Origin of the sequence: Desulfurivibrio dismutans, from assembly GCF_029210385.1 — a bacterium.
GTDB lineage: Bacteria > Desulfobacterota > Desulfobulbia > Desulfobulbales > Desulfurivibrionaceae > Desulfurivibrio > Desulfurivibrio dismutans.
The window spans coordinates 341889-367521 of sequence record NZ_JARGDQ010000001.1 but is presented as its reverse complement, the minus strand read 5'-3'; the positions used below and the strand labels follow the sequence as shown (position 1 = coordinate 367521).

Annotated in this window: 27 protein-coding genes and 1 tRNA gene; 14 read left to right on the top strand and 14 right to left on the bottom strand. The window is 59.2% G+C overall.

Annotation, left to right across the window (positions count from 1 at the left end; all coding sequences use genetic code 11):
- Positions 1-24: 24 nt before the first annotated feature.
- Positions 25-834 carry a flagellin gene (locus P0N66_RS01670; RefSeq protein ID WP_275802215.1) on the bottom strand — a complete coding sequence of 270 codons (810 nt, stop codon included), beginning with the start codon at positions 832-834 and terminating at the stop codon, positions 25-27.
- Between the two features lie 437 nt (positions 835-1271).
- On the opposite strand from P0N66_RS01670, the gene P0N66_RS01665 reads away from it, so the two are divergent.
- The 11 genes from P0N66_RS01665 to P0N66_RS01620 all read left to right on the top strand — a co-directional run bounded on the left by P0N66_RS01665 (position 1272) and on the right by P0N66_RS01620 (position 8466).
- Positions 1272-2504, top strand: a complete 1233-nt coding sequence (locus P0N66_RS01665) for a tyrosine-type recombinase/integrase (protein WP_275802214.1) — start codon at positions 1272-1274, stop codon at positions 2502-2504.
- Positions 2501-3019 (top strand): hypothetical protein, encoded by a 519-nt coding sequence (locus P0N66_RS01660; RefSeq protein WP_275802213.1) that lies wholly within the window; start codon positions 2501-2503, stop codon positions 3017-3019. Before P0N66_RS01665 ends, P0N66_RS01660 begins: the two co-directional genes overlap by 4 nt.
- A gap of 100 nt (positions 3020-3119) precedes the next feature.
- Positions 3120-3320: a helix-turn-helix domain-containing protein gene (locus P0N66_RS12825; protein ID WP_431189983.1), complete on the top strand. Its 201-nt coding sequence runs from the start codon at positions 3120-3122 to the stop codon at positions 3318-3320.
- Positions 3321-3417: 97 nt separating this feature from the next.
- Positions 3418-3714, top strand: a complete 297-nt coding sequence (locus P0N66_RS01655) for a helix-turn-helix domain-containing protein (RefSeq protein ID WP_275802212.1) — start codon at positions 3418-3420, stop codon at positions 3712-3714.
- Entirely contained in the window at positions 3714-5891 is a 2178-nt protein-coding gene (locus P0N66_RS01650) for an AAA family ATPase (RefSeq protein ID WP_275802211.1), read from the top strand. The genes P0N66_RS01655 and P0N66_RS01650 overlap by 1 nt, the downstream gene beginning before the upstream one ends.
- A gap of 170 nt (positions 5892-6061) precedes the next feature.
- On the top strand, positions 6062-6283 hold the full coding sequence (locus P0N66_RS01645; RefSeq protein ID WP_275802210.1) for a hypothetical protein: 222 nt from the start codon (positions 6062-6064) through the stop codon (positions 6281-6283).
- Complete coding sequence (locus P0N66_RS01640; protein WP_275802209.1) at positions 6276-6731, top strand: DUF5681 domain-containing protein; 456 nt, start codon at positions 6276-6278, stop codon at positions 6729-6731. Before P0N66_RS01645 ends, P0N66_RS01640 begins: the two co-directional genes overlap by 8 nt.
- Complete coding sequence (locus P0N66_RS01635) at positions 6728-6886, top strand: hypothetical protein (RefSeq protein WP_275802208.1); 159 nt, start codon at positions 6728-6730, stop codon at positions 6884-6886. Before P0N66_RS01640 ends, P0N66_RS01635 begins: the two co-directional genes overlap by 4 nt.
- Positions 6883-7167, top strand: a complete 285-nt coding sequence (locus P0N66_RS01630; protein ID WP_275802207.1) for a hypothetical protein — start codon at positions 6883-6885, stop codon at positions 7165-7167. Before P0N66_RS01635 ends, P0N66_RS01630 begins: the two co-directional genes overlap by 4 nt.
- 127 nt (positions 7168-7294) lie before the next feature.
- Positions 7295-7936 carry a hypothetical protein gene (locus P0N66_RS01625; protein ID WP_275802206.1) on the top strand — a complete coding sequence of 214 codons (642 nt, stop codon included), beginning with the start codon at positions 7295-7297 and terminating at the stop codon, positions 7934-7936.
- Positions 7937-8109: 173 nt separating this feature from the next.
- Positions 8110-8466, top strand: a complete 357-nt coding sequence (locus P0N66_RS01620) for a hypothetical protein (RefSeq protein WP_275802205.1) — start codon at positions 8110-8112, stop codon at positions 8464-8466.
- Positions 8467-8632: 166 nt separating this feature from the next.
- On the opposite strand, the gene P0N66_RS01615 is transcribed toward P0N66_RS01620, so the two are convergent.
- The 3 genes from P0N66_RS01615 to P0N66_RS01605 form a co-directional block, all read right to left on the bottom strand.
- Positions 8633-8719, bottom strand: a tRNA-Leu gene (locus P0N66_RS01615).
- Between the two features lie 124 nt (positions 8720-8843).
- Positions 8844-9446, bottom strand: coding sequence for an AmmeMemoRadiSam system protein A (gene amrA, locus P0N66_RS01610; RefSeq protein WP_275802204.1), 603 nt, complete (start codon positions 9444-9446; stop codon positions 8844-8846).
- Positions 9447-9560: 114 nt separating this feature from the next.
- Positions 9561-9899: an IscA/HesB family protein gene (locus P0N66_RS01605; RefSeq protein ID WP_275802203.1), complete on the bottom strand. Its 339-nt coding sequence runs from the start codon at positions 9897-9899 to the stop codon at positions 9561-9563.
- A gap of 248 nt (positions 9900-10147) precedes the next feature.
- Between P0N66_RS01605 and P0N66_RS01600 the strand changes: the two genes are divergently transcribed.
- Positions 10148-11245 carry a 6-phosphofructokinase gene (locus tag P0N66_RS01600; protein ID WP_275802202.1) on the top strand — a complete coding sequence of 366 codons (1098 nt, stop codon included), beginning with the start codon at positions 10148-10150 and terminating at the stop codon, positions 11243-11245.
- A gap of 3 nt (positions 11246-11248) precedes the next feature.
- Complete coding sequence (locus tag P0N66_RS01595) at positions 11249-14440, top strand: EAL domain-containing protein (RefSeq protein ID WP_275802201.1); 3192 nt, start codon at positions 11249-11251, stop codon at positions 14438-14440.
- Here P0N66_RS01595 and P0N66_RS01590 read toward each other — a convergent pair.
- From P0N66_RS01590 to P0N66_RS01580, 3 genes are all read right to left on the bottom strand, one after another.
- Complete coding sequence (locus P0N66_RS01590) at positions 14431-14718, bottom strand: HNH endonuclease (protein ID WP_431189989.1); 288 nt, start codon at positions 14716-14718, stop codon at positions 14431-14433. The genes P0N66_RS01595 and P0N66_RS01590 overlap by 10 nt on opposite strands.
- 16 nt (positions 14719-14734) lie before the next feature.
- The gene (locus P0N66_RS01585; RefSeq protein ID WP_275802199.1) at positions 14735-16105 is read right to left on the bottom strand and encodes a bifunctional folylpolyglutamate synthase/dihydrofolate synthase; all 1371 of its coding nucleotides are present in this window, start codon (positions 16103-16105) and stop codon (positions 14735-14737) included.
- 66 nt (positions 16106-16171) lie between these two features.
- On the bottom strand, positions 16172-18475 hold the full coding sequence (locus P0N66_RS01580) for an ATP-dependent helicase (protein ID WP_275802198.1): 2304 nt from the start codon (positions 18473-18475) through the stop codon (positions 16172-16174).
- A gap of 144 nt (positions 18476-18619) precedes the next feature.
- Here P0N66_RS01580 and P0N66_RS01575 point away from each other — a divergent pair, with 144 nt between their 5' ends.
- The gene (locus P0N66_RS01575) at positions 18620-19024 is read left to right on the top strand and encodes a pancreas/duodenum homeobox protein 1 (protein ID WP_275802197.1); all 405 of its coding nucleotides are present in this window, start codon (positions 18620-18622) and stop codon (positions 19022-19024) included.
- Here the strand turns inward: P0N66_RS01575 and P0N66_RS01570 are convergent.
- From P0N66_RS01570 to P0N66_RS01540, 7 genes are all read right to left on the bottom strand, one after another.
- A complete protein-coding gene (locus P0N66_RS01570) occupies positions 19014-19796 on the bottom strand; it encodes a histidinol-phosphatase HisJ family protein (protein ID WP_275802196.1) in 783 nt (260 codons plus the stop codon). The two genes, P0N66_RS01575 and P0N66_RS01570, sit on opposite strands and share 11 nt — an antisense overlap.
- 154 nt (positions 19797-19950) lie before the next feature.
- Complete coding sequence (locus P0N66_RS01565; RefSeq protein ID WP_275802195.1) at positions 19951-20142, bottom strand: hypothetical protein; 192 nt, start codon at positions 20140-20142, stop codon at positions 19951-19953.
- 154 nt (positions 20143-20296) lie between these two features.
- A complete protein-coding gene (locus P0N66_RS01560; RefSeq protein WP_275802194.1) occupies positions 20297-22588 on the bottom strand; it encodes an FtsK/SpoIIIE family DNA translocase in 2292 nt (763 codons plus the stop codon).
- Between the two features lie 57 nt (positions 22589-22645).
- Positions 22646-23053 (bottom strand): transcription antitermination factor NusB, encoded by a 408-nt coding sequence (gene nusB, locus P0N66_RS01555; protein ID WP_275802193.1) that lies wholly within the window; start codon positions 23051-23053, stop codon positions 22646-22648.
- A gap of 6 nt (positions 23054-23059) precedes the next feature.
- A complete protein-coding gene (ribH, locus tag P0N66_RS01550; protein WP_275802192.1) occupies positions 23060-23527 on the bottom strand; it encodes a 6,7-dimethyl-8-ribityllumazine synthase in 468 nt (155 codons plus the stop codon).
- 82 nt (positions 23528-23609) lie between these two features.
- Positions 23610-24851 carry a bifunctional 3,4-dihydroxy-2-butanone-4-phosphate synthase/GTP cyclohydrolase II gene (locus P0N66_RS01545; RefSeq protein ID WP_275802191.1) on the bottom strand — a complete coding sequence of 414 codons (1242 nt, stop codon included), beginning with the start codon at positions 24849-24851 and terminating at the stop codon, positions 23610-23612.
- A gap of 111 nt (positions 24852-24962) precedes the next feature.
- Positions 24963-25631 carry a riboflavin synthase gene (locus P0N66_RS01540; protein ID WP_275802190.1) on the bottom strand — a complete coding sequence of 223 codons (669 nt, stop codon included), beginning with the start codon at positions 25629-25631 and terminating at the stop codon, positions 24963-24965.
- Positions 25632-25633: the final 2 nt, after the last annotated feature.

The following is a 25633-nucleotide window of genomic DNA, read 5'->3' as shown; positions in this document are numbered from 1 at the left end:
GTCAACAAAGAGACCGGGCGGGGGCTAAGACTTGCCCTGAAGCAGGTCCATGATCCTGGTCTGGCCGAGGTTCATGCTTTGGGTTAAGGCAAACAGGCCGCTTTGGCGCAGCATGTTAATTCGGGCCAGGATCATGGATTCTTCGGCCAGGTCGGCATCAGCCATCTGGGACTGGGCCGACCAGATATTGATGGCGGCGGTGGCAAGGCCGGCCATTTCCGAAACCAGTTGATTCTGCGTGGCCCCGAATTCCCCCCGCATGGCGCTTAGCCGCCCCAGGGCCTGGTCGATGGCCCCCACCGCCACCTCGGCCCCTTCCCGGGTGGTGACATCGATCCCACCGGAAATCAGCCCGCCAGGTGACTCTTCGGCGCCATCGACGGATTCGCTGGCAGGCACCGCGATTCTCACCTCTTCGCTCAGCACTCGTTGGCCGGCAAAGGTGGTGGTCCCGGCGATCTCATTGTAAACCCCAAGCCTACGGTTGACATCTGCCTGAATGGCCTGCCGAGACTCCGCCGACTGGCTGGCGTTAGCGGCCTGCAAAGCCTTTTCCCGGATGCTCATCAGAATTTGACTGCCCTGCCCCAAAGCACTTTCGGCAATCTGGGTCATGGCAATGCTGTCGGCGGCATTGCGCAGGCTCTGCCCGGCCCCCAGCGCCTGACTCTTCAGCAGGTTGGCAATCCGCATACCGGCGGCGTCATCGGCGGCGCCGGTGAGCCGCTGGCCCGACGAAATCCTGGCCAGGGCCGACGCCTGCCCCTGCTGGATTTTCTGCAGGCTACCCAAGGCAAACATACTGCTGATATCGGAATTAATCCCCAGGCTCATATTCTTTCCTCCGCCACCAAAGGCCCATTGATGATGACTCATTTTAGGACTTTCAAAGAGCGGTCGTCAAATCAAATAAGGGCTTCCCGAAAAAACCTGGGAACCCTCAATACACCTGCTTTACAGCCAATTGAGAGAGCCATGGCCTCCGCCCTGCCCGGCTAAAGAAAAGCCCTGATGTATCAGGGCTTTCTGGACTCCAGCGCATCACGCTGGACTATGAATTGGTGCCCGGAGCGAGAATCGAACTCGCACAGCCTTACGGCCGAGGGATTTTAAGTCCTATGTAGTCCTGTTTTACCATCCTTTACCCTGTTTTTGTAAGCAGCATTTTCCTTGACATATCAACAGTCTTGCCCTAGATTAAATCCCATGTAGTTTAATGGTTTTTTACCTAGTCTGCTTACATAGTGCTTACAGAAAAACAGGGGGCGAAAATGAAACTTACCAAGACTGGCGTGGAAAAACTGGCCTTACCCGATGCCGGACAAGTGCTAATCTGGGATGATTATACACGCGGCTTTGGCCTTCGGATGACACCAGGGGGCAAAACTTACATTATCCAAGGCCGGGTAAATGGCCGAACCCGCCGCGTTTCTCTTGGCCGTCACGGGGTGATAACCACCGACGAAGCCCGCCGGAAGGCAAAGCAAGCCCTGGCCGCCCTAGGTGAAGGCAAAGACCCCACCGCCGAAAAGCAAAAAGCACGGGCGCTTTCTGTCACCCTGGCCGAAGTGGCCGAGGCTTACATATCAGACCGCCGCGACCTTAAACAGGCCAGCGTGGACAATATACGCCGCCATATCAAGACCACCTTTAAAGCATGGGCCAACAAGCCGGCGGCAGCCATTACCCGCGATAAAGTAGCCACCCGGTTTAGGCAGAAAACAGCCGAAAGCCCCGCCCAAGCAAACCAAAGTTTCCGCGTCTTGCGGGCGCTTTTGAATTACGCGCGGGCCACCTACCGGCCAGACGATGCCCCCCTGTTACCGGAAAACCCCTGCACCATCCTTTCTGATGCCAAGTTGTGGAACAACATCAAGCCCCGTTCCCGGACCATTCAGCTTGAGAGATTGGGCGACACCTGGAACCAGCTTCAAGCCTTGCGGGAAGCCCCGGAACAAACCACGATCAGCCGCACAACCGCCGATATTGTGGCCTTCCTGCTACTGACTGGAACCCGGTGGAGTGAAGCGGCAACCCTGACCTGGGAGCTTGTAGACCTGGAAGAAGGCTTTTTCAGGCTGCTAGACCCCAAGAACCGGAACCCCGTCACCCTGCCCCTTTCTGGCCCCGCCCTGGCTATCCTGGAGGCCCGCCCCCGGACAAGTGAATATGTTTTCCCGTCCAGGACCCAAAGCGGCCACCTGAAAGACCCTAGAGGCGTTTTCAGTAAGCTTGAGACGGCAGCCGGGGGGCATGTGTCACCCCATGACCTGCGGCGGTGCTTCCGGGCCATTGCTGGCGCGGCCGCCGTGGAGTATTGGAAAACCAAGCTTTTGATGAACCACAAGCCCGGAAACGATGTAACCATTAAGCATTACACGGAAACTTCCGACTTGCGATATTTGAAGCCGGAAGCCGATCTTATAGCCGCCTGGATATTGCGACAGGCCAAGCTTGCCGCCGCCAAAGTTGTTGACCTTGAAACCCGGAGGGCCACGGCATGAAAAAGGAATGGAAGAGACTCAAAGGCACCCCCATCATGATTGAAATGTGTACCCCCACCATGCAGACCCTCAACGGTGTCTATCAATGGGTGCGGGCACATTCACCAGAGGGCCGGATTGACCGCTTGCGGCAATGGTCGGCAATGGTGGGCGGGGAAGCAGCGGACCTTATAGACGAAGCCGAGGCCCTGCTTGAAGGTGACGCGGGATTACCTACCGAATTGCGGGACCGGTTCGCCCTGCTGGAAGAGAAAGCCGAAAGCCTAATCATCCTGGAGGCCAGCGAGCGGAACGTAAAGCGGGACCTGGGCCGTCAAGGCGGCTGCTCCGATGGCGGCAAAAAGGGCGGCGCGGCGAAACGAGAAACGGCGATCAACCGGGATGAGGTGGCAAAAATCGCCCTTAATCTGCTTGAAAATGGCAAGCCAAGGCGAGAAATAGCCGGAATCATAGCGGGAAGGAAAGGCGTATCATCCCGTTATATCAGTAAAATTTTAAATGATGCAGGACTGTAAAGCCCACCACAAACAAAAGCGGAACTGGAAGTAAGCACCGTTCCGCCCCCCGCCCTATGATGGCCACATGAGTTAAACAAACACTTATGGAGGCCATACCATGGAACACCCCACCGCACCACCCCTGACCACTGAACAAGCCGCACCGATTCTTGGAGTCAAACCCGGAACGCTCGAAGTTTGGCGCGTTCAAGGCCGAGGCCCTGCTTTCCTGAAAATCGGCCGTGCCGTGCGATACCGTGCCGAGGACCTGGACCGGTTCCTTGCTGGCTGTTCGCGCAACTCCACCGCAAAGGATTAGTAATCCTGCGGAAAATGCACGGAACTACCTGTTTTAGCGTGAAAATGCCTGGAGAAATCCAGGGCTGAAAGCACCCTGAAAGCAAAGAGGTGAAAAAATGAGCCAGAACCAAAGCGCCCCCACCAATGGCGGCAACCACGGGCAGGGGCAAAACAACAAACGGCAAAACAACTATAGCGGGGCAGCGGCCCAACGTCAAGCGATGCTTAACCACCTGGCAAGCCACAGCCTGACGACAATTTACAGCCGTGACCATCTCGGAGTTTTACACCCCGGCGGCCGTGTCTGCGAGCTGCGGAAGATGGGCTACAAAATACTGACCCATTGGGTTTGGGAACCAGGTGCAAGCGGCAAAATGCACAGGGTGGCCAAGTACACCCTGGAGCGTGAATAATGACGGCCAGCACCCAACAGGCGGCGCTTGACTTCCTGGCGGCCGGTTTCTCGGTTATTCCAGTGAACGCCGACAAGACCCCGCGGGGGCGGTGGCAAGACTACCAGGGCCAGCCCATGACCCCGGAAACAGCCCGGCAGAAATTCAGCAACGGCGCACGGCTGGCCGTGGTTGCGGGCAAGGTTTCCGGCGGCCTTGAGTTGTTAGATTTTGACGACCCCAAAGCCTTTCAGCCGTTCCTTGAAACGCTGGAGCAGATGGCCCCCGGCCTGGCTGACCGTTTACCCCGTTTCCAAACACCAAGCGGCGGTTATCACCTGGCGTATCGGTGCAATGACCCGGTTAAGGGCAACCAAAAACTGGCCGTTTCGTCTGACAAGAAACAGGTACGGATTGAGACACGCGGCGAGGGTGGCTATTTCCTGACCGCTCCCAGCCCCGGTTATACCCCGCTTGCCGGGAGTCTGACCGACTGCCCCACCTTGTCGGCCGATGAGGTGGCAACCCTTCACCGGGCGGCCAAAGCCTTTGACTTGCGGCCCGCCCCGGACCTGACCGCGAAAAGCGATCTTTTATCTTCACTCCCGCTGACCCCGCCCACCACAGACAACCCCGGCGACATCTACAACCGCAACCACAGCGCGGCCGAGCTACTGGCGGCCCACGGCTGGAAGCCTGGCGACCGCACCACGGCCGGGGAAGCATGGACCCGCCCCGGTAAAGGTGAAGGTTGTTCCGGTGTCCTGCTGGACAAAACAGGCAATTTCTATTGCTGGAGCAGCAACGCGGGACCGCTTGAGCCTGAGCGATCTTATACCGCTTTCGGATTGTTCACCGCCTACGAACACGGCGGGGACTTCCGGGCGGCAGCACGGGCGCTTGCGAATGAAACCAGGGCGACAGAAACAGCCGGGAGCAACAAAGAGACCGGCCCCCGCTTTAAGCTGCTGACCGGTGCCGACCTTGAGGCCCTGCCCCCGGTGGAATGGGTAATCAAGGGCGTTTTGCCTAGCCGTGGCCTTGGTCAAACATTCGGGCCAAGCAAAGAGGGTAAATCGTTCCTTGTATGGGACATGGTTTGTCACGTTGCCGAGGGCCGGGACTGGTTCGGCTATCGCGTCAAACAGCGGCCGGTGGTTTACCTGGCCCTTGAGGGTGAAGCCGGTTTCAAGTTGCGGGCCGAAGCCTGGAAGAAGGCAAACGGCCGGGATAGCCTGCCCCGTGATTTTTTCATGGTCATGCAGCCATTCCGCATTAACCAGCCGCAAGACGTGGCCGACCTGGCCACCGTGTCGCCCAAAGGTGCCATAGTGGTTATCGACACGCAGGCTTGCGCCGCCCCTGATGCTGACGAAAATTCAGGCAAGGACATGGGCCAAATTATCGACGGGGCCAAGACCCTGGCCGCAACTATTGAAGGTTTCGCCCTTTTGATAGCCCATACCGGCAAAGACGCAACAAAGGGCGCACGGGGCCATTCTAGCCAGCTTCCGGCCCTTGATGCTTCCATAGAGGTGAAGCGCCGAGGGCAGCAACGACTATGGCGGGCCGACAAGGTGAAAGAGGGCTTAGACGGCACGGAACACCCCTTTTCCCTTGAGGTGGTCAACCTGGGCATTGACGATGATGGCGACCCCATCACCAGTTGCGCGATCAAAGTTGACAGCCGGGACAGCCTGAAACGGGCAAAGATCATGACCGAAAGCCAACGGCAGGGCGTGGCCTCTTTCTGGTGCGCCGCCGAAAAGGCCCCCACCCTAAACGATGACGGATCTTTTCTGGGCTTGCACCTGGAGGACTGGCGGCCGGTTTTCTACGAGATCAGCACCGCCGATAATGCGCCAGCAAAAAAAATGGCCTTCCAGCGGTTGAGAAAGGCCCTTACCGCTGACGGCATGGCAACCGCGAAAAATGACCTTTACCGGATGACCACCCCCGATGCAGGACTTCGGGAGCGGGAGATTGAAAAGGCTTTTTCCGGCGACCGGGACAGCGGAACAGCGGAACATTTGCCCCCAGCGGAACACCAGGCTGACAACGGGGCAGAAATGGACCAGGGGAACATTGATTTTATGACCGGTGAAATCCTGGAAAACCCCGTCAATACAGGGATTAACGATGAAGCGGAACAGCGGAACACAAGCGGAACATTAAGGGAACATGTTCCACGGGTCTAAGCGGAACACACGGAACAGCACCCTAGGGGGTTGTTCCATGTTCCGTACCCCCACCAAAAAGCAAGGGACACCCTATCCCTTGTTGGCAAGAAAAAAAGCGGCCAGCGGCAAGACCTTACAAAACAGCCCGGCCAGAATGTAAGCACCTTGTAAGCACGGAGGCAAAAACGATGAACGCAAAACAGAGACTGAAGAGGCTTGAGGGCCAAGACGGGACCACAAACTATATCGCCCTTGCCCTGGCCGGTCTGGACCATGAAGGCCCGGAGCAGGAAGAGGCGGCCCGTGACCTGGCAAACAAGCACCCCCTCCCCGAATTGCTGGCCCTGCTAATAGGGCGCTTGCATGATCGAGGCGTTCCAATGCCCACCAAAGAGGCCCCCCATGACTGACAAAGCAGAATCAGAAACAGCCCCGCACCTGTTCAAGCCGGGGCAAAGCGGGAACCCCAAAGGAAGGCCCAAAGGAAGCCGAAACAAAGCCACCCTGGCGGCCCTGGAGTTGCTAGAGGGGGAACTAGAGGGCTTGACCCGAAAAGCCGTAGAACTGGCCTTAAACGGCGATATTCAAGCCTTGCGCCTTTGCATTGAAAGGCTGGTGCCGGTTGCCAAGGAAAAAGCCGTCAAGCTGCGGTTGCCCAAGATCACCGCCAGCCGCGAATTGTCGGAACTTACCGGGGCAATACTGGAAGCCGTTTCAATCGGGGATCTGATGCCCGGCGAGGCGGCAACCCTGGCCCGCGTGGTGTCCGATCATGCCAAAGTGCTTGAATTAACAGAGATTGAAGCCAGATTAACAGAGATCGAAAACAGACAGGAGCAAGGAAAATGCAACCGATGAAACGACGAATTGAAGCCCTTGAGAAGCTGAACCAGCCACCGCCACCGCCCCTTTCGTTTCTATTCACGGTGGAACCGGCGAAAGGGCCGATCAAGATCACTTTGCCCGGCGGAAAATTCCGCACCATTCAGCCGGGGGAGGTGCTGAAACCATGAGCGATCTACAGAAACGCCTTGCCCGCCTGGAGGCCCAACACCTGACCACCGGCCCGGAGTGCGTCAAAATCGTAACAGTCAAACCAGGGCCAGACGGCGGCCCCGCCATTGATGAGGTCGGCGGCTGGGAGCTGACCACCGGCCGCCAGATTATGCGCGACCCTGGAGAGTCTGACCCGGCCCTGACGGCCCGAGCCATTGCAGCAGCCAAAGAAGAGAACCCCGGCGCTTTGCCGATTCTATGGTCGATCCCGGCCGAAACCATCACCGAAGAGGTATAAAATGACGAAAAAACCGGAGTATAACGTAGGATTGCCGCCCCTGAATTTGCCCTCCCCGCTGACGGCCGCTGATGGCTGGCACAAGAGCTTTAACGGCGACACCGCCGACAGCGCGATCCGGGAGGCCTTGGCCGCCCAACGCCACGCCGCTACCGCTTGGGAAGCCCTGGACGGAGTCAGGCGGCACAAAGACCCGAAATCCACGGCCGCCGCTCATTTGGGCCGCGTCGAGGCGCTGACCACAAAAACGCTCAACACCGTCGTCAGCCGGGCCAGGTCCGCTTTTGACCGGCTCAAGCTCAGGGAAGGTGAACTGAACCGAAAAATTTCCGAGCAACTGCTGACCCCTACCCAAGATGCCGGGGAAATTCGGGCAGTGTTGAGGGCTATGAACCCCGCTGACCGGTCGGCGGCCGTGTCCCGCGCCATTCAAGAGGGCGACAGTGCGGTGGTTAGCGCCGTATTGGGCGGCCAACCCCTGACCGTAAGTTTTGAAGCCAGGGAGCTGGCAGCGTTTCGCAAAATGGCGGAAAACAAAATGACACCTGACCTTGTGGCGCAACGGGCCGAAATCCAGAGGGCAAAAAAGCTGACTGCTGATGTCCTGGATAGCAGCGTTGAAATTTCCATCGAAGCCCAAGGCTCACCAGCGGCCCGCAAGCAGTTTCAGGAAGATTCGCACAGAGCCTCCGAGGCCGAGCAGAAATTGGCCGGGATCGTGAACCGCACCGACATGACCGGCGGCTGGGATAGCTTACAGCAGGGTTAGCCGCCCTGGGGGTCAGCCATTCCCCAATCGGCCGGGCAACTGTGCGGAGTGCCCTAAAACCCCACAGAGCCAGCGGCGGACACTCGCCCCGCACGGCTGGCCGCCCCCCTGGGCGAGATCAGGGGCTAACCCCCCGCAAGGGAAACTTTCAATTCTATTTTTTGAGGTGCAACATGTTGAAAAAAAACGTTCTGAACCCCACCGAAAAGGCTCTGACTCAGGGCAACGGCAACCCGTTTGACGGCACCAATGCCGACGAGCAGCAGGAGCTTTTCATCTCGCGGCTCGGTGATGAATCAAAGCTCCATTTCGCGGAGATCATGCGGGAACACGCGATCACCGACCGCGCACGGATGTTGCTGGTTATCGACGCGCTTGAGTCTCGGGATCAAGCCCGGTCGGCAAGGGTCTTGATCGACCGTGTTGGTGAGCTGGCCCTTGGCGAAGCCTTCCCCTTGTGGGAGGTTGAGCGGCACAGCCGGGAGCGGTACGCCGCTATTTTTGAGGCGCTTGGTTTTAACCGCGTGTAAACCTGGCCCCCTTCGGCACCGGCCCGCTTTCCCTTCGAGGGAGGCGGGCTTTTTTTTGTTTGATCGAGAAAAAAGTTTTTTGCTCATACTGCTTACATAGTGCTTACTTCCGCGTAAGCAAAGAAAAAGGGCTTACAGGAAAAAACCCGTAACCCCTTGTTTTTACTGGTGCCCGGAGCGAGAATCGAACTCGCACAGCCTAACGGCCGAGGGATTTTAAGTCCCTTGCGTCTACCTGTTCCGCCATCCGGGCTTTTTGCACGGTCGTTGATGAAAAAACCCCGGCCAACGGCAGGGGCGATCTTGCGGGATGTACCACAGGGCCTGCAAAAAAGCAAGATTACGACGACCAACCCCTGGGATAACCAAAAAGGGCCTCACCTCTGTTCGACAAAAGACTGAACCTGGTAAGTCTCCACCCGCAGTCGCCCTTCCCGCCAGGCCGCCGCCGGCAGGCCGGCTTTTAGGCAGAGCTGCCCTAAAAAATGCTCCGGCTGAGGCAGCTGCTCCCAAACCTGGGGCAAAAAAGTGGCGGACAGGCCGCCCTGTTCAATCAGCACCCCGTCGCGACCGGGCCGCAGACGCGCTACCAGATCGTCGGAGCCATGGTAGGACAGGGGCGACAGTGGGGTCAGCACACTGACCTCGATTTGCACCGCCGGCAATTCCTCGACGCTCAACCCGGGGAAACGGGGATCACCAAAGGCGGCTTTCAGTGCATTGTCTTGTACTCCTTCCACAATACTGCCCACCGGCTGCAGGCTACCGATGCACCCCCTCAGGCGGCCGTTGCTCTTCAGAGTCACAAAGACCCCACGCCGCTCCTGCAGTCGCGGCGCCGCCAGGGTTTGGGCAACATTGGCCGGAACGTCAACGGCCCGATCAAGACGACGGGCAATAGCCTGCCGGGCCAGTTCCAGCAGAGCTCCCCCTTCCTCCACCGTAAGCATGCCGGCCGCCGTCGATACATCTGAAGCCATGGCTGCTAACCTCCTTAACGCTGATTGCAATGGCAATGCCCAAAAGCCAACAAAAAACCCCCGGTGTCACAGACACCGAGGGTTTGAACCTGCCAAAAAGCATAACGGTCGAGCTTAGCAGCCGCAGGAACCGCCTGCCGTGCTGCAGGAACTGCCACAACCACTGCCACCCAAGGGGTTGGCCGGGGTGATGGAAAAACCGGAGCGAGCCCCGGCGTCGATGAAGTCGATCTTCACCGAACCGCACTGCTGGCTCAAGCCGTTGTCAATCAGGTACTTGACGCCGTCCTGAGTGTGGGTGGTGTCGTTTTCTTTTGGCTCATCCAGAGCCAATCCCAGCGAGGGACCGGCTCAACCGCCCTGCATCAAGGCAACGCGCACCGGAGATTCGATACTGTTGTCCGCCAGATAGGCCTTCAGTTTTTTACTTGCCAAATCAGTTACTTCCAGCATAAGATGCCTCCTTGAAACCTTAAGGTTGTTAAAAGGTTGGTTAAATTCACCGCAACCATTATAAACTTTAGAGAAAACTTAAGCTATTCCCTGCGATAAGTCAAGGGGCTGGGTGGATAATCTTAAAGAAAAAGGCGCGGCACCCGCTTACCACGGCGGGGTATTGACCTTATCAGCAAACCTTACTATGAATCACCAAAGTACGTTCATGTCCGCCAGGTGGCGGCAACCAAGGGAGGCCTTACACCATGAAAAAAATTGTTATTTCCACCGGCGGCGGTGATGCTCCCGGCCTTAACGCCGTAATTTACGCGGTGACCAAGTCGGCCTATCAGCGGGGCTGGGAGATTTACGGCAGTAAAAGCGGCTACCGGGGGCTGCTGGACCCCGATGAACTGATCCGCCTGACCCCGGAAAAAGTGGAAGACATCATGCCCTTGGGGGGCACCATCCTGGGCTCCACCAACAAGGGTAATCCTTTTGCCATGCCGGTGGAAAACCTGGCCGGCGAGATTCAGACCCTGGATCTTTCCGACCGGATCATGCGGAACTTCCGCCGACTTGGCTTTTTCTGCCACATCGCGGTGGGTGGTGACGGCAGCCTGGAAATCGCCCATAGGTTCGCCACGGAAAAGGGGATGCCGGTGATAGGGGTGCCCAAAACCATCGACAACGACCTGGAAGCCACCCAGCGCACCTTCGGTTTCGATACCGCTGTCTCCACCGCCACCGAAGCCCTGGACAAACTCCACTCCACCGCCAAATCCCACGACCGGGTTATGGTGGTGGAGGTCATGGGCCGCGATTCCGGTTGGATTGCCTTGAATGCCGGTATTTCCGGCGGGGCCGATGTTATTTTAATCCCCGAGATCCCCTTTGACATCGATGTGGTCTGCCGGAAAATCAACGACAACGAACTGCGGGACAAGAATTACGCCATCGTGGTGGTGGCCGAGGGCGCCAAGGCCCAGGGCATGAAAAAGGCGGTATGCAAAAAAAGCAGCGAACTGGGCCGGGACAGCGAACTGTTGGGGGGAATCGGCGAATGGGTGGCGGAACATATCCGCAAGCTCACGGGCAAAGATACCCGCTCGCTGACCCTGGGGCATCTGCAGCGGGGCGGTTCCCCCACCACCTTCGACCGCCTGCTTGCCCTGCGTTTTGGCGGGGCCGCAGTCCGCATGGCGGAACTTGAGCTTTTCGATCATATGGTGGCCCTCAAAACACCGGATATGGCAGCGATTCCCTTGGCCGAGGCGGTCAAGGGGCGCAAAAAGGTGGAGGTCAACAGCGATAAACTGCTCACCGCCCGGGAGATCGGCATCTGTTTCGGGGACAGCAATTAAGCCATGCCACCATCCACCGCGTTACATTTTAAAACCTGGCCTTGGCTGCTGGGCTTTGTTACCCTGCAGGCGACCGGAGTGGCGGTGCTGTTCAGTTTCACCGACCTTTCTTTGACCGACCTGGAACTGCGGGGCCTTTACAGTTGGCTGACGGTCGCCGCTCTGGTTACCAACCTGATCCTCTGGCTCATCCTGCGCCAGACCAGCATGCTGCGTCGGGCTCGGAATGAACTGCAACTGAGTAAGAACCGGCTGGAGGAATCTCAGCGGATCGCCCAGATCGGCCACTGGGAATGGGACATCAGTAGTCAGCATCTGTTCTGGTCTTCGGAACTGTACCGGATCTTTGAGCGTCACCCAGAACAGTTTCCGGTCAGTTACCAGGCCTTCCTGGCCACCATTCCCCCCGATGACCGGGAGCGGGTCCAGGAGGCGGTCGACCGCACCCTGGAAGATCATTTACCCTATAGTGTCGAACACCGCATCATGCTGCCGGGAGGGGAGGAAAAGATTCTGCGCGAAACCGGCGAACTGCTTTTCGACCAACACGGCAAGCCGCATAGAATGCTGGGCACGGCCCAAGATATTACAGCCCAGAAAACCGCAGAACAGGAACTGCATTATCGCATGCAGATGCTGACCTTAACCGCTGAAACCGGCATGATGCTGACCCGCAACAACCCCCTGGAAACCACCATCCAGGATTGCTGCGAGGCCATGGTCAAACACCTGGACGCCGCCCTGGCCCGGATCTGGCTAATTCCGGAACCGGAACGCACCTTGGTCCTGACCGCCAGCGCCGGCCTGCACACCCGGATAAACGGCGAATTCTCCCGGGTGCCCATCGACCCCCGGACTAAAATCGGCGACATTGCCCTGCACCGCCGAGCCAAGGTCTCCAACCAACTGCTCAACGACCCCCAGATCAAGAACCCCCAATGGGTGGAAGAAAACCGGCTGCGGGCCATGGCCGGGCACCCCCTGATCATCGACGGCAAAGTAGTTGGAGTCATGGCCTTTTTTACCCGCCACCACCTGCCCCAGTCCATCATCGAGTCCCTGACCACGGTGGCCGATATCATCGCCCTGGGCCTGGAACGCAAACAGGCGGAAGAACGACTGCAGATCAGAGCCAGGATCATCGAGGAACTCCACGACGCCATCATCACCACCACCCCCGACGGCCTGATCAGCAACTGGAACCGGGGGGCCGAGCGGCTGTTTGGCTACACCGCCGCCGAAGCCCGGAAAAACCCATTACCCTTTTTCCTGCCCCCCCATGAGCTTGATTTCTTCCAGACCGAAATTCTGCCGCAGGTGCTGGAAAAGGGCAATCACCAGTTTGAAATTGAAATTCGGACCAAAAGCGGCCTGCAACGACATGCCGACTTTTCACTTTCGCTACTCAACGACGACGGCGCCGGCGGCCCAACCAGCAGCGGGATGACCAGCAGCGGGATGATTTGTTACGCCCGGGACATCACCCAACGCAAGCAAAGCGAAGAGAAAATCCGCCTTTCCCACCAATTCCTGGAAGAAACCAGTGAGGCGGTGGTGATCACCGATGCCGACGCCAGGATCATCGAAGTCAACCGCGCCTTTGAAAAAGTCACCGGATACCACCGGGAGGAAGTGATCGGCGACAACCCGCGCATTCTCAAATCCGGCCATCATGGCGAGGAGTTTTACCGGCAGATGTGGCATCAGTTGACCACCACCGGACACTGGGAAGGTGAGATCTGGAGCCGCCGTAAAAACAGCGAAGTTCACCCCAAATGGCTGTCGATCAGCGCCGTCACCGACCGCCGGGGGCGCACCACCCATTACGTGGGGATTTCCAGCGACCTGACGGCCATCAAGCAGACCCAGGATCAGTTGGAAAACCTGGCCCACTTTGATCAGCTTACCGGCCTGCCCAATCGCCTGCTTTTCCACGAGCGCCTGCAACAGGCCCTCACCCGGGCCCGGCGCGGTAATCATCAGTCCGCCCTGCTGATGTTCGACCTGGACCGTTTTAAGGAGGTCAACGACACTTTAGGCCACAGCGCCGGCGATTTTATCCTCGGAGAAGTGGCCGAACGCCTGACCCGGATCAAGGACGACGCCGACAGCATCTGCCGCCTGGGTGGCGACGAATTCTGCCTGCTGCTCACCAGGGTGGACAACCTCGACGAAGTAGCCCAGGCCGCCCAGGTAATTCTCGGTCTTTTTACCCAGCCCTTCCAATTCGGCGGCCACGATCTGCACCTGACCCCCAGTATCGGCATCTCGCTTTTTCCCGACGACGCCGACGACACCGAAACGCTGATCAAAAACGCCGACACCGCCATGTATCACACCAAGAAAAACGGCGGTAACAACTTCCATTTTTTCCAGGCCTCGATGTTTGAAACGGTGCTGGCCCGCATGACCCTGAAAAACCGCCTGCGGCAGGCCCTGGAATTCGAGGAGTTCGAGCTTTATTATCAGCCCAAAATCGACGCCAACGACCTGACGGTCCGGGGAGTTGAGGCCCTGATCCGCTGGGTCCAGCCAGAGCGCGGACCGATCAGCCCGGCGGAGTTTATCCCCCTGGCGGAAGAAACCGGGCTGATCGTACCCATCGGCGAATGGGTGCTGCGCCAGGCATGCAAACAGAGCCGGCAGTGGCAAAAAGAAGGACTACCGCCCCTGCGGATTGCGGTCAACCTCTCGGCGGTACAGTTTCAGCAACCGCAACTTGCCGCTTCCATCGCCGGCATCATCCGGGAAAGCGGCTTAATCCCCGATTTTCTGGAGCTGGAGATCACTGAAAGCATCATCATGGAAAACCTGGATACCACCGTGGCCACCCTGCGACAGCTGCAGGAAATGGGCATTACCCTGGCCCTGGATGACTTCGGCACCGGCTATTCTTCTCTGGGCTATCTGAAGAGCTTCCCCATCAACAGCCTCAAGATCGATCGGACTTTCGTCAACGACATCACCACCCACGACGATGACCGGGCGGTGGTGATCACCATCATCACCCTGGCCCACAGCCTCAAGATGGAGGTAGTGGCGGAAGGAGTGGAAACCGCCGACCAGGCGGCCTTTCTGCGGGAAAAAGGCTGCGACACCTTTCAGGGCTACCATTTCAGCCGCCCCCTGCCGGCGGCGGAAATTACTCGCTTTCTGCACGAACGTTTACCTCCCTCCAACCATGGTCAGCCGTAGCCTTCCCATTCCTGGAGTAAGCGGCTTTTTTTATCGGTGTTACAGGTCTTGCAGCAGGGTACCAGGTTGTTTTTTCGGCTTAGGCCACCCCGGGCCAGCGGTACCACGTGATCCATGGTCAACTCTTCGGGAGCGAACCTGCCGCCACAGTAATGACAGACCCCATGGGCCAGCTTCTGCTGCCACCAGCGGGACTTGCGCAGCTCCCGGGCCCTGGCCTTCTCTCGCCGGACAACGGCCCCATCCACCCCGTCCAGACCATTACAATATTCGTCCATCATGTTTTACCTGCGCTTATTCAGGCGGTTCATCTCTCACCAGTTCACCGGCCAGCAGTCGCCGGGCCGCCCCCACCAGGTAAAGTGAGCCGGCCACCACCACCAGATCCTCGGGCCGAGTCAACCGCCAGGCCTGTTCCAGGGCCATGGCGGTATCATCAACCTCCCGGGCTTTTCCCCGCGCGGCCACTGGCAGCATTTGCCGCATGGCCGCCGGGGTGGCGGAACGCTCACTCTCCGGCCGGGTCAGTATCAGCTCATCGGCAAGAGGTGCGATCTGCCCCAGGCCGGCGGCCACATCCTTGTCCACCATGCTGGCCCAGACCACGACCAACCGCCAGCCGGAAAAGTCATCTTTAAGCGCGGCCACCAGGGCGGCAATTCCAGCCGGGTTATGGGCGCCATCCAGCAGCACCCGCCGCGGCCCATCAACTTCCGACGGATGGACCTCCAGGTATTCCAGCCGCCCCGGCCAGCTTACCTCGCCGATTCCAGCCCGGATATCGTCGACCGTCACCGGTAAAACCGGCGTCAGCAGTTCCAGCGTCGCCAATGCCAGGCTGAGGTTGTCCTGCTGATGCCGCCCCCGCAGCCGGCAGCGCAGCCCGCCGATTTCATCATGCAAGCCCCGATAGTTCCAGGCAGCGCCCGCCGCCGCCCCGGCCTCGGCGGCAGACGACTCATCGCCCGGTGCCACCGTCGCGTCCTTGTCGTCAGGATACCAGGCAAAATCCCGTCCCAGCAGATACAGCGGTGCGGACAGTTCCCGGCAACGCCGCGCAACCACCGCCCGGGATTCATCGGCTGCCACCCCGGAGACCAGAGGCACTCCTGGTTTAATGATCCCGGCCTTTTCCGCCGCCACCTCGGCTAAAGTATTGCCGAGGTAGGCCTGGTGATCCATGGACACGTTGGTGATCACCCCCACCTGGGGAGTGATCACGTTGGTGGCATCCAGCCGCCCGCCCAAACCCACCTCCAGGATGGCCACATCAACCTGGCGGGTGGCAAACCAGAGCAGGGCCAAGGCGGTGGTAAATTCAAAATAGGTGATCTGGTCGCCGCCCAGCACGTCATGGATGGCCGTGGCCTGGCGGGCAAAATCATCACGACTGATAAACTCATCGTTGATCCGGAACCGCTCCCGCACACAGCTCAAGTGAGGCGAGGTGTACAAACCCGCCCGGTAGCCGGCCCGGGAAAGCACGGCCAGCAAGGCCGAGGCCACCGATCCTTTCCCGTTGGTGCCGGCCACATGAATGAAGCGCAACTGCCGTTGGGGCTCTCCCAGCCGCCCCAGAAAGCGCTCCATGCTGTCCAGCCCCAGCTTGATTTTAAAAAACTGCAGACGATCGAGATAATCCCAGGCCTGCTGGTAGTCCATCATGGTGTTTTGGTCCTGTCAACGTAGGCAATCAGTAAAGTTATCGGTGAATTGAGCATTGTCCACGCTTTACAGCGATTCAAGCTTGGCGTAGTCCAAGTGCAAAGTCTTAAAACCGTGACGGTCAAAGCGGACATCCACCGTACGGGGAGCCACCATTTTCACCACCACTCCCGGACCGAAGAAAGGATGTCGGACCCGGGCGCCCACCGCCAGGGGCTGCCCTGCGGCGGCCGAGGGGGCGACGGCGTCATCTCCGCCGCCGGTGGTGGTGCCGACATTCCGAGGACGGAAAAGCTCTCTTTCCTGGTAATCGGCGGCACTTGCTACCGGCCGGGCGGAACCGGCCAGCTCCAGCAGGCGGGACGGCACCTCCGCCAGGAAGGGCGAAGGATGACAAAGCGCCGGCCGCCGGTCCATGCCAGTCACCTCTCGGGGATAAAGAAGGTAGAGGTTGCGTTTGGCCCGGGTGGCGGCAACATAAAAGAGCCGCCGCTCCTCCTCGTACTGGTCGTCGTCTTCCGCCTGACCAGCGGGAAACTTGCCCTCGGCCAAGTGGATAATGAACACACTGTCCCACTCCAACCCCTTGGCGGAATGGACGGTGGAAAGCACCAGCCGGGGCGGCAGACCTTCGGCCTCGCCGGCGTTGGGAGTCGGCGGATCAAGAGCGGTATCGGCCAGAAAATCGCGAATATCCTGATAACCGGCCAGCAACGGCCGTAGCTGCTCCAGATCGCGCTGCCGCCGTGGGTAATCATCGGGATAGAGGCGCTGAAAAATCGGCTGATAATAAGCCAGGACCAGTTCCAGCAGGGTCAGCGGGGGAGAGCCGGCCGCCTGGAGATCGTCCAGCAGCTCACGCAACCTGCCCAACCCATCACGCCAGCCTTTACCGGCAGGGTAATCGGCCAGCACCTGCAGATGAGCAGCCAGCGGTTGGCTGGTTTCCTCGGCCTCGGCCGATGCTCCCTCTTCGCCGTCCGCCGTCGCCGCCACCGCCGGGAAACGATCAATGATATTACCGGCGGTTTTGGGTCCGATCTTATCGATTAACAGCAGCAGCCGGTGCCAGGAAAGCCGGTCGACGGGATTGCAAAGCACCCGAAAATGGGCCAGCACATCTTTAATATGGGCCGATTCGGTAAGTTTGAGCCCGCCGCGCTTTTCAAAATCGATACCGGCGGCGGTAAGCTCCAGTTCCAGCTTGTAGGAGTGAAAACCGGAACGAAAAAGGACGGCGATTTCTTCTTCCGGCAGACCGGAGACCTGCAGTTCCCTGATTTTTTCCACCACAAAACGGGCCTGGGCCCCTTCGTTGCGGGCCGCGCACAGCACCGGCCGGCCACCGCCGGCCAGCTGGCTGAAAAGGTTTTTGCGGTACTGCTCCGGGGCCGGGGCGATGATGGCGTTACTGACCTGCAGAATCTCCGGGGTGGACCGATAGTTTTCCTCCAGGCGGATCACCCGGGTGCCGGGAAACTGCCTGGGAAATTCCATGATATTGCGGAAATCCGCCCCCCGGAAGCTGTAAATGGACTGGGCGTCATCACCCACCGCCATCACGTCGTTGCGCGGTGCGGCCAGCAGGCGAACAATTTCCGCCTGCACCGGGTTGGTATCCTGGTACTCATCCACCAGCAGCACCTGAAAGCGGCGGGCCAGCTCGGCCCGCACGTCCTGATTTTCCCGCAACAACCTACGCCAGTGGACCAGCAGGTCATCATAATCCATCAGCCCGTGGGAGAGCTTGAACTGCTGATAGTGCTCGGCAATCAGCAGGATATCATCAAGGAACTCCAGCAGGTGCAGGTATTGAGACTCCACCAGATCAGCGATACCGGTCTCGGTATTCACCGCTTTGCTGATGATGCCCAGCAACAGGCGGCGACTGGGAAAACGCCGCCCGGCGCCGCCCAACCCCAGGGAGGACTTGAGCAGGTTGACGATCCCCTCGGCGTCACTCTGGTCAAGAATAGTGAAGTTGGCGCGGTAACCGATATGGGCCGCATAACGGCGCAGAATCAGGTTGGCGGTGGCATGGAAGGTGCCGCCGGTAATCTGCCGGCAGGAAGCATGGGCCAGCAGCCGGCCGGCCCGGACGATCATTTCCTGGGCGGCCTTGCGGGTAAAGGTCAGCAACAGCAGGTTTTCCGGCGGAAGCCCCTGTTCCACCAGATAGGCCAAACGGTGCACAAGTGTCCGGGTCTTGCCGCTGCCGGCGCCGGCAATCACCAGAATCGGTCCGGCCGGGGCGCAGACCGCCTCCCGCTGGGCCGGATTCAAGCCGGCCAGAGCTCCGGCACTGGCGGCAGCGTCGGGAGCAGGAGGAGTATCAGCTGAGCTTTCAGGGTTGAAAAGGGAGCGTTGCATGGCCGTCGAATGTAACATAGAAGCCCGGCCGGGCGGAGAAAAAAGTTGAACTTCTGCGTCGCGCTGCTAAAATGCAGCGGTGCATTTTATCGGGGTGCTTCCTGCCCACAACCAGATTAACCAAGAGCGCGCGGAGCAACCATCATGGACCAGAACGACATCCAGCAACTGTTCACCGAGGAAAAACTGACCGAACTGCTGCCCCCGGGCCGAGCCGATGAATTTTTCGAAGCTCTGCTGGGCGATGCCGCCGAAGGCTCCTATGACATCAAGTTGGGTCATCCACAGTACAACCCCAAAGAACAAACCCTGCAACTGACCTTGGAACTCCACGAGCGGCCCGGCAAATGCCTGGCCTGCAACCTTACCTACGGCCTGCCGGAAGTTTTTTCCCGGCATCCCATAATCAATCTCAACGGCCTGGTGGCCGAAATCGACAAACTGCTGGGGGACCGGGCGAACTGCCAGGAATGGCGCCTGGGCGCCACCCGGCAGGCCTCCAAGTCTTTGCACATGATGCCCCTGATCATCAAACTTTCTACTGCATAAAGTTGAAATAACGGCCGACCTCCGCCGGGGCGTGGGCATCGGAGCCGATCGCCAAGGGGAGATGGTGGGCGGCGGCCCGGGCCAGCAGGGCGGGGGCGGGATAGGCCTGACGGCGGTGGTGGGCAAAGCCTGAGGTGTTGATTTCCAAAGCCATCTTTTTGGCCGCTAGAAGCTTGAAGATGCGCTCCAGCACCGGAGATTGAGTTTGTGCGGCCAGGGCCGGAGCAATCTCCGGATGATGGCGTAGTGCCGCGTCCAGATGACAAAGCACCGTGCCCGGCAGTTGCTCCACCGCTTGGGCCAGCAGGGCAAAATATTCGGCCAGGGCCCGGTCCACCCCGTAGGTGCTGAAAGCCGCCAGGGTCTGTTCATTGCGGCTCAGCAGATTGTAATGACGGCCGGCGATCTCCAGAAAGTGGCAGGAAATCCCCACCCGGTCCCAGGCGTGATCCCGCAGAAAGACCAAGGTGGCCTCGACCTCCCGGGGGTTGTAACCAACCTCCACCCCCAGGCCGATTTCAATTCGGCCGGCGTAACGCTGCTGCAAACGCGCCCCTTCCCGGCGATAGATCTCGAAATCATCGGGCGTCAGCCAGGTCCGACGGGGCGAGTTAATCCCAGCCTCGAAATGCTCCAGAAAAACCAGCCGCCGCAACCCCTTGGCCAGCGCCGCCTCCACGTACTCCTCCATATTCCCGGCAGCGTGCAGACAAAGAGAAGTATGGACATGGCCGTCGGTGGTCAAATCAAGCGTGGGCATTACACTAATCATAACCGTTCACCTGGCCCGGTAATCAGTCGATATAACGGGCCGCAATCGTTCAGCAGTGACGTAGATTCGGGCAAGCATCCTGGCGCCACGTACCTCGCTTACGTAGACCCGGCTGATCGCCCGAAGATGGGTGCTGCTGAACGATTACCACGAATCAGGCGTTGCCTCGGGGAAAGAAATGAACAAAACCGTCCACCTCCGAGGTGTCGCAGACCTTACCCACACCAAGCTCAAAAAATTGTTCGAAGTTTTCAATGGGGATGGCAAAACTGTCGCCGTCGGGCAAATGGTAAACCACCGCCCGCACCTTGGAGAGATCAATGGTACTGCTGGTTATTTTATGCATATCTTAAACCTCGCGGGTCAGGATCGGGAAAAATTGTCGCCACATGCGACTCAGTACTCTAATCATCGTATCGGCATTGACAAGCCCCGTCCTTAAAGAAGGCGTCATACCGCCACCGACGGTTGATAAGGGGCGAAAGACAAGCACTCAAGGCTCAATAGCTTTTCCGCACCAGCACCTCCCGGGGCTTGGCGCCGTCGGCCGGGCCGATGATTCCTTCCTTCTCCATGGTTTCGATCATCCGGGCGGCCCGGTTGTACCCCACCCGCAGGCGGCGCTGAACCATGGAGATTGATGCCTGGCCGGTTTCGGTGACCAGGGCCACCGCCCGGTCATAATGTTCATCCATGGTGCCGTCTTCCCCGTCGCCGTTGCCCTCCTCCGGCTCTTCGGCGATCTCCAGCACCGAGGGGTCATATTCCGCCGCCCCCTGCGCTTTGAGGAAAGCAACAATCCGCTGGCTCTCCTGCTCGGAGATGTAGGCCCCGTGAATCCGCTGCAGTTTGGCGGCCCCCGGCGGCAAAAATAGCATATCACCGGCCCCCAGCAGATGTTCCGCCCCGCTGCCGTCCAAAATGGTACGGGAATCAATCTTGGACGACACCTTGAACGACATCCTGGTGGGGAAGTTGGCCTTGATCAGGCCGGTGAGCACATCCACCGAGGGGCGCTGGGTGGCAAGAATCAGGTGCATGCCGGCGGCCCGGGCCATCTGGGCCAGACGAGCCACGGCGTCTTCCACCTCTCGGGAGGAGACCATCATCAGGTCGGCCAGCTCGTCGATGATGATCACGATCAAGGGCAGCTTTTCTTCGGCCTCCTGGTTGTAGCCCGCCAGGCTCTTGACCCGGGCCTCTTCCATCAGCTGATAGCGCCGCTCCATCTCCCGCACCGCCCACTGCAGAGCCCGGCTGGCCAGTTTGGGGTCCACCACCACCGGATGCAGCAGGTGGGGAATCGCCTCATAACCGGAAAGCTCGATCCGTTTGGGATCCACCAGCAGCAGACGTACCTGATCGGGGGTGGCATTATAGAGAATGCTGCAGATGATGGTGTTGACCGCCACACTCTTGCCGGAACCGGTTGCCCCGGCAATGAGCAGATGCGGCATCTTGGCCAGGTCCGCCACCACCGGATTGCCCACCACATCCATCCCCAGGCCGATGGTCAGTCGGGAAGAGGCTTTCTGAAAGCTCTCATGGGCGAAAATATCGCGAATGGGCACGGTCTGGCGCTCGGGATTGGGAATTTCAATCCCGATCGCACCCTTGCCGGGCAGGGAACCGGCGATCCGCACGCTTTCCACTCTCAACCCCAGGGCCAGGTCTTCGGCCAGAGAGACGATACGGTTAATCTTGACCCCCGGAGCCGGAGCGAACTCGTAAGTGGTAATCACCGGGCCCGGCGAGATACCCACCACTTTGCCAACCACGTTGAAGTCGGCCAGCTTTTCTTCCAGTTGACGGCTGACCTCGAAATAATACTCCTTATCCAGGTTAAGTTCGCGGCTGGCTGGCCGATCCAGCAGGTCTAGGGTCGGCAGGCGATACTCATTGGGGGTATCAGGGGGGAGCAGCTGGAAATCCCTGTCAAGATCCCACGCCTCATTCTTCGAGCCGTCTTGGGGTTCAGCACTGTTCCCCGGCGGGGGCAGCTCCAGCGTGAAAGGCTCTGGCTCAAACAAATTAAACGACGGTAATTCCGTCTTACTTTCGGCAGGACTCTCCTGCCGGCGCTCTTCGCCCCTTTTGCCCGGTTGGCCGGCTCGAACTCCCGGCCTCCCGGCCCGCCGGCGGACCAACACCCCAAGCCACCCCCGCAGCGAGTCACTGGACCCCCAAAGGCGCACCACCACCGCCCGGCCGCCGGAAACGACCCGGCGGACAAACAGATAGGGGGAAAACTCCAGGGTAAGCATCAGGGAAACCACAAAAAGGGCCAGAAAGAAAAGCAGCGAACCGGGACCGCCCAGGATCCGCTGACCCAGGTCGGCCAACAGGCCGCCCAAATAGCCGGCCTGGGGATAAAGATTGCCGAACAGGTGCAGGGCATTACCGCCCCCGAGCCCGGCCAGTGAACTGCCGGCCAGCAACAGACCGCTGGCCCCCAGCAGCACCACGGGGAGACGACGAAGGGAAAAAACGGGGGAAAAGGACTGCAGGGCAACGGCCAGGATCAGCAGCGGCAGCAAAAAGGCGCTGATGCCCAGGAAATTCATCACCAGCCCGGCGATGACCTGGCCCACCACCCCGCCCCAGTTGATGGCAGCCGTTTCGCCAAGTGGCACGGCCACCTCACCGCCGGAGCGCAGCAACTCGGCGCCGCCGACCGAGGTGGGCAGCGAATAACTGCCAAAGCAGATGAAAAGAAAAAGGGCCAGAAAAATACCGGCCACCGAAGCGATTTCCCGCCCCAGCCCGGGAGCTTGTCCGTTGCTGGATGCCATAAAGTCAAACCGATCCCGCTGGAAAAACACCCCCAAAACGACCCGCAACCGCCGGCCTTAACGGTTCAGGGTTTTACGAATGGCGTCCAGCACTCCGTTGATAAAGGCCGGCGAATCTTCGGCGCCGAAACGCTTGGCCAATTCAATGGCCTCGTTGATCGCCACTCCAGCCGGCACGTCTTCCCTGATATTGAACTCATAAACGGCGATCCGGATAATGTTGCGGTCGATGCACGACATCCGGGAAACCCGCCAGTGGGCGGAACCCGCCTCAATCACCCGGTCGATGGCCGCCTGGTTGCCCACCACCCCGTCCACCAGTTCCCGACCGTAAGGCAAAGCCTTACGGCTGACCTCGAAATTTTCACACAACATCGGCAGGGTGTCAAGGGCGGAGAGCGAACTCATATCCGCCTGGTAGAGGGCCTGCAAAGCCAGTTCACGTGATTTGCGCCGTGCACCCATGGGTGCTCAGGCCAACTGCTGAAGCAGGTCGACCATTTCCACTGCCGCCGCGGCGCACTCCGAGCCCTTGTTGCCGGCCTTGGAGCCGGCCCGTTCAATGGCCTGCTCGATGGTGTCGGTGGTCAACACGCCGAAAATCACCGGTAAACCGGTCTCCATCCCCACTTGGGCAATCCCTTTGGCCGCCTCATTGGCCACGAAATCAAAGTGCGGGGTGGCGCCGCGGATAATCACTCCCAGGCAGATCACCGCGTCATAACGGCCGTTTTTCGCCATTTTTCCGGCCACCATGGGGATCTCGTAAGCCCCCGGCACCCGTGCCACTTCAATATCATCGGCAGCGGCGCCGGAACGGGTCAGGGTATCAAGGGCCCCTTCCAACAGCCGCTCGGCGATAAAAGAGTTGAAACGGGAAACAATAATCCCGAATTTCTTGCCCTCGGCCCGCAAACTACCGTCAATATATTTAACCATCACTCCCATCTCCCCGTTTACAGGTTCATTATGCAGATTGGCAAATCATTGGAACAATCGGGACAACAGCCCCACGGAACGCTTATGGTTCATTTCTGGACAACTGATTAAGCGCCTTACTGTAAGCCAACCGCTCCAGCATATGGCCCATTTTGTCCTTTTTGGTTTTGAGATACTGCACGTTTTCAGGCTCGGCCTCCATTTCAATGGGCAGCCGATCGGTCACCTTCAGGTCATAACCCTCCAGGCCGATGATTTTCTTGGGGTTGTTGGTCAGCAGCCGCATCTTGCGCACCCCCAGGTCACGCAGAATCTGGGCGCCGATCCCATAATCCCGCAGATCGGGCTTGAACCCCAGTTCCAGGTTGGCCTCCACTGTATCCATCCCCTGGTCCTGCAGGGCGTAGGCCTTGAGCTTGTTGACCAGCCCGATGCCGCGGCCTTCCTGCATCATGTACAGCAGTACCCCGGAACCCTCACGGTCGATCATCCGCAAAGCGTTATGCAGTTGACCGCCGCAGTCGCAGCGTTTGGAAGCAAAGACATCGCCGGTAAGGCAGGCGGAATGGACCCGCACCATGATATCCTGTTCCGAATCGATTTTCCCCTTAACCAGAGCCACATGTTCCAGGTTGTCCACATCGTTCTGGTAGACGATGGCCTGAAACTCGCCATGCATGGTGGGCAGCACCACCTCGGCGGCCCGGTGAACCAGCTTGTCCTTGCGGACTCGATAGGCAACCAGATCGGCGATGGTGGCGATCTTCAGGTCGTGCTGCCGGGCAAATTCTTGCAGATCCGGCATCCGGGCCATGGTGCCGTCGTCTTTCATGATCTCGCAGATCACCCCGGATGGGTTGCATCCGGCCAGGCGGGCCAGGTCCACCGAGCCTTCGGTCTGGCCGGTGCGCACCAGTACGCCGCCGGGTTTGGCCCGCAGGGGGAAAATATGGCCCGGACTGACCAGATCCTCCGGCCTGGCTTCGGGGTTGGCCGCCACCTCAATGGTGCGAGCCCGGTCGGCGGCTGAGATGCCGGTGGTGACCCCGGTCCGCGCCTCGATGCTGACGGTGAAAGCAGTTTCATAAGGCGAGCGGTTGTTCTGCACCATCATGGGCAACTGCAGCCGGTCCAACTGCTCGGGGGTCAGGGTCAGGCAGATCAGCCCCCGACCGTGGGTGGCCATGAAGTTGATGGCCTCCGGGGTGACCATCTCCGCCGCCATGAAGAGATCGCCTTCGTTTTCCCGGTCTTCGTCATCCACCAGGATGATCATCTTACCGGCTTTAATATCCTCAATGACATCTTCTATGGGGCTGATCATTTTTGCAAATTCTCCCTTGCCCGTGAACCACCAGCGGCCGGCAAGCCACGGTCCGGCGTCGCTGAATGTTTACGGCTAACTGATTATCAATAAATAAACCAAGTGGCCATACTACCTTAAAAAGCCGTGTTTGGCCAGAAAAGCCTGGTCCAGGCCGGAACTCCCGGCGTCCAGAGGGGAGCCGGGAGGATCATTGGGGGAAAGCAGTTTTTCTACATATTTACCGATCATATCCACCTCCAGATTAACCCCGTCGCCCACCGCCAATGCACCCAGGGTGGTAATTTCCAGGGTGTGGGGGATGATGGAAATCGAAAAACGTTCGTCATCGACCTGGTTGACGGTGAGGCTGATGCCGTCCAGAGCCACCGAGCCTTTGCCGATGATGTACTTGCCCAGGCCTGGAGGCACGGCAAAATCAAAGAGGGTAAAATTGCCCAGCGGGCGGCGGGCCAGGACCTTGGTAACGGCATCAACATGGCCGCTGACCATGTGCCCCCCCAGCCGGTCGCTGAGTCGCAAGGCCCGCTCCAGATTGACCAGGTTTCCCACCCCCAGTCGGCCCAAGTTGGTCCGGGCCAGGCTTTCCGGAGAAACATCGGCGAGAAAACGCTGACCGCGAATGTCCCGGGCGGTCAGACAGACCCCGTTGACCGCGATACTCTCCCCTTCTACCGGATCCGGCAGCGGGAAGTCGGTTTCAAGCTCAAAGATCATGCCGCCGCCGGCCGGTCTTTTGGCGATGATCTTTCCTTTGCCCAGAATAATACCGGTAAACATCT

What these genes read in the sequence shown, in the direction of transcription:
- P0N66_RS01670 (WP_275802215.1), bottom strand. Translation starts at nt 834, where the DNA reads ATGAGCCTGGGGATTAATTCCGATATCAGCAGTATGTTTGCCTTGGGT.
- P0N66_RS01665 (WP_275802214.1), top strand. Translation starts at nt 1,272, where the DNA reads ATGAAACTTACCAAGACTGGCGTGGAAAAACTGGCCTTACCCGATGCC.
- P0N66_RS01660 (WP_275802213.1), top strand. Translation starts at nt 2,501, where the DNA reads ATGAAAAAGGAATGGAAGAGACTCAAAGGCACCCCCATCATGATTGAA.
- P0N66_RS12825 (WP_431189983.1), top strand. Translation starts at nt 3,120, where the DNA reads ATGGAACACCCCACCGCACCACCCCTGACCACTGAACAAGCCGCACCG.
- P0N66_RS01655 (WP_275802212.1), top strand. Translation starts at nt 3,418, where the DNA reads ATGAGCCAGAACCAAAGCGCCCCCACCAATGGCGGCAACCACGGGCAG.
- P0N66_RS01650 (WP_275802211.1), top strand. Translation starts at nt 3,714, where the DNA reads ATGACGGCCAGCACCCAACAGGCGGCGCTTGACTTCCTGGCGGCCGGT.
- P0N66_RS01645 (WP_275802210.1), top strand. Translation starts at nt 6,062, where the DNA reads ATGAACGCAAAACAGAGACTGAAGAGGCTTGAGGGCCAAGACGGGACC.
- P0N66_RS01640 (WP_275802209.1), top strand. Translation starts at nt 6,276, where the DNA reads ATGACTGACAAAGCAGAATCAGAAACAGCCCCGCACCTGTTCAAGCCG.
- P0N66_RS01635 (WP_275802208.1), top strand. Translation starts at nt 6,728, where the DNA reads ATGAAACGACGAATTGAAGCCCTTGAGAAGCTGAACCAGCCACCGCCA.
- P0N66_RS01630 (WP_275802207.1), top strand. Translation starts at nt 6,883, where the DNA reads ATGAGCGATCTACAGAAACGCCTTGCCCGCCTGGAGGCCCAACACCTG.
- P0N66_RS01620 (WP_275802205.1), top strand. Translation starts at nt 8,110, where the DNA reads ATGTTGAAAAAAAACGTTCTGAACCCCACCGAAAAGGCTCTGACTCAG.
- amrA (WP_275802204.1), bottom strand. Translation starts at nt 9,446, where the DNA reads ATGGCTTCAGATGTATCGACGGCGGCCGGCATGCTTACGGTGGAGGAA.
- P0N66_RS01600 (WP_275802202.1), top strand. Translation starts at nt 10,148, where the DNA reads ATGAAAAAAATTGTTATTTCCACCGGCGGCGGTGATGCTCCCGGCCTT.
- P0N66_RS01595 (WP_275802201.1), top strand. Translation starts at nt 11,249, where the DNA reads ATGCCACCATCCACCGCGTTACATTTTAAAACCTGGCCTTGGCTGCTG.
- P0N66_RS01590 (WP_431189989.1), bottom strand. Translation starts at nt 14,718, where the DNA reads ATGGACGAATATTGTAATGGTCTGGACGGGGTGGATGGGGCCGTTGTC.
- P0N66_RS01585 (WP_275802199.1), bottom strand. Translation starts at nt 16,105, where the DNA reads ATGATGGACTACCAGCAGGCCTGGGATTATCTCGATCGTCTGCAGTTT.
- P0N66_RS01580 (WP_275802198.1), bottom strand. Translation starts at nt 18,475, where the DNA reads ATGCAACGCTCCCTTTTCAACCCTGAAAGCTCAGCTGATACTCCTCCT.
- P0N66_RS01575 (WP_275802197.1), top strand. Translation starts at nt 18,620, where the DNA reads ATGGACCAGAACGACATCCAGCAACTGTTCACCGAGGAAAAACTGACC.
- P0N66_RS01570 (WP_275802196.1), bottom strand. Translation starts at nt 19,796, where the DNA reads ATGATTAGTGTAATGCCCACGCTTGATTTGACCACCGACGGCCATGTC.
- P0N66_RS01565 (WP_275802195.1), bottom strand. Translation starts at nt 20,142, where the DNA reads ATGCATAAAATAACCAGCAGTACCATTGATCTCTCCAAGGTGCGGGCG.
- P0N66_RS01560 (WP_275802194.1), bottom strand. Translation starts at nt 22,588, where the DNA reads ATGGCATCCAGCAACGGACAAGCTCCCGGGCTGGGGCGGGAAATCGCT.
- nusB (WP_275802193.1), bottom strand. Translation starts at nt 23,053, where the DNA reads ATGGGTGCACGGCGCAAATCACGTGAACTGGCTTTGCAGGCCCTCTAC.
- ribH (WP_275802192.1), bottom strand. Translation starts at nt 23,527, where the DNA reads ATGGTTAAATATATTGACGGTAGTTTGCGGGCCGAGGGCAAGAAATTC.
- P0N66_RS01545 (WP_275802191.1), bottom strand. Translation starts at nt 24,851, where the DNA reads ATGATCAGCCCCATAGAAGATGTCATTGAGGATATTAAAGCCGGTAAG.
- P0N66_RS01540 (WP_275802190.1), bottom strand. Translation starts at nt 25,631, where the DNA reads ATGTTTACCGGTATTATTCTGGGCAAAGGAAAGATCATCGCCAAAAGA.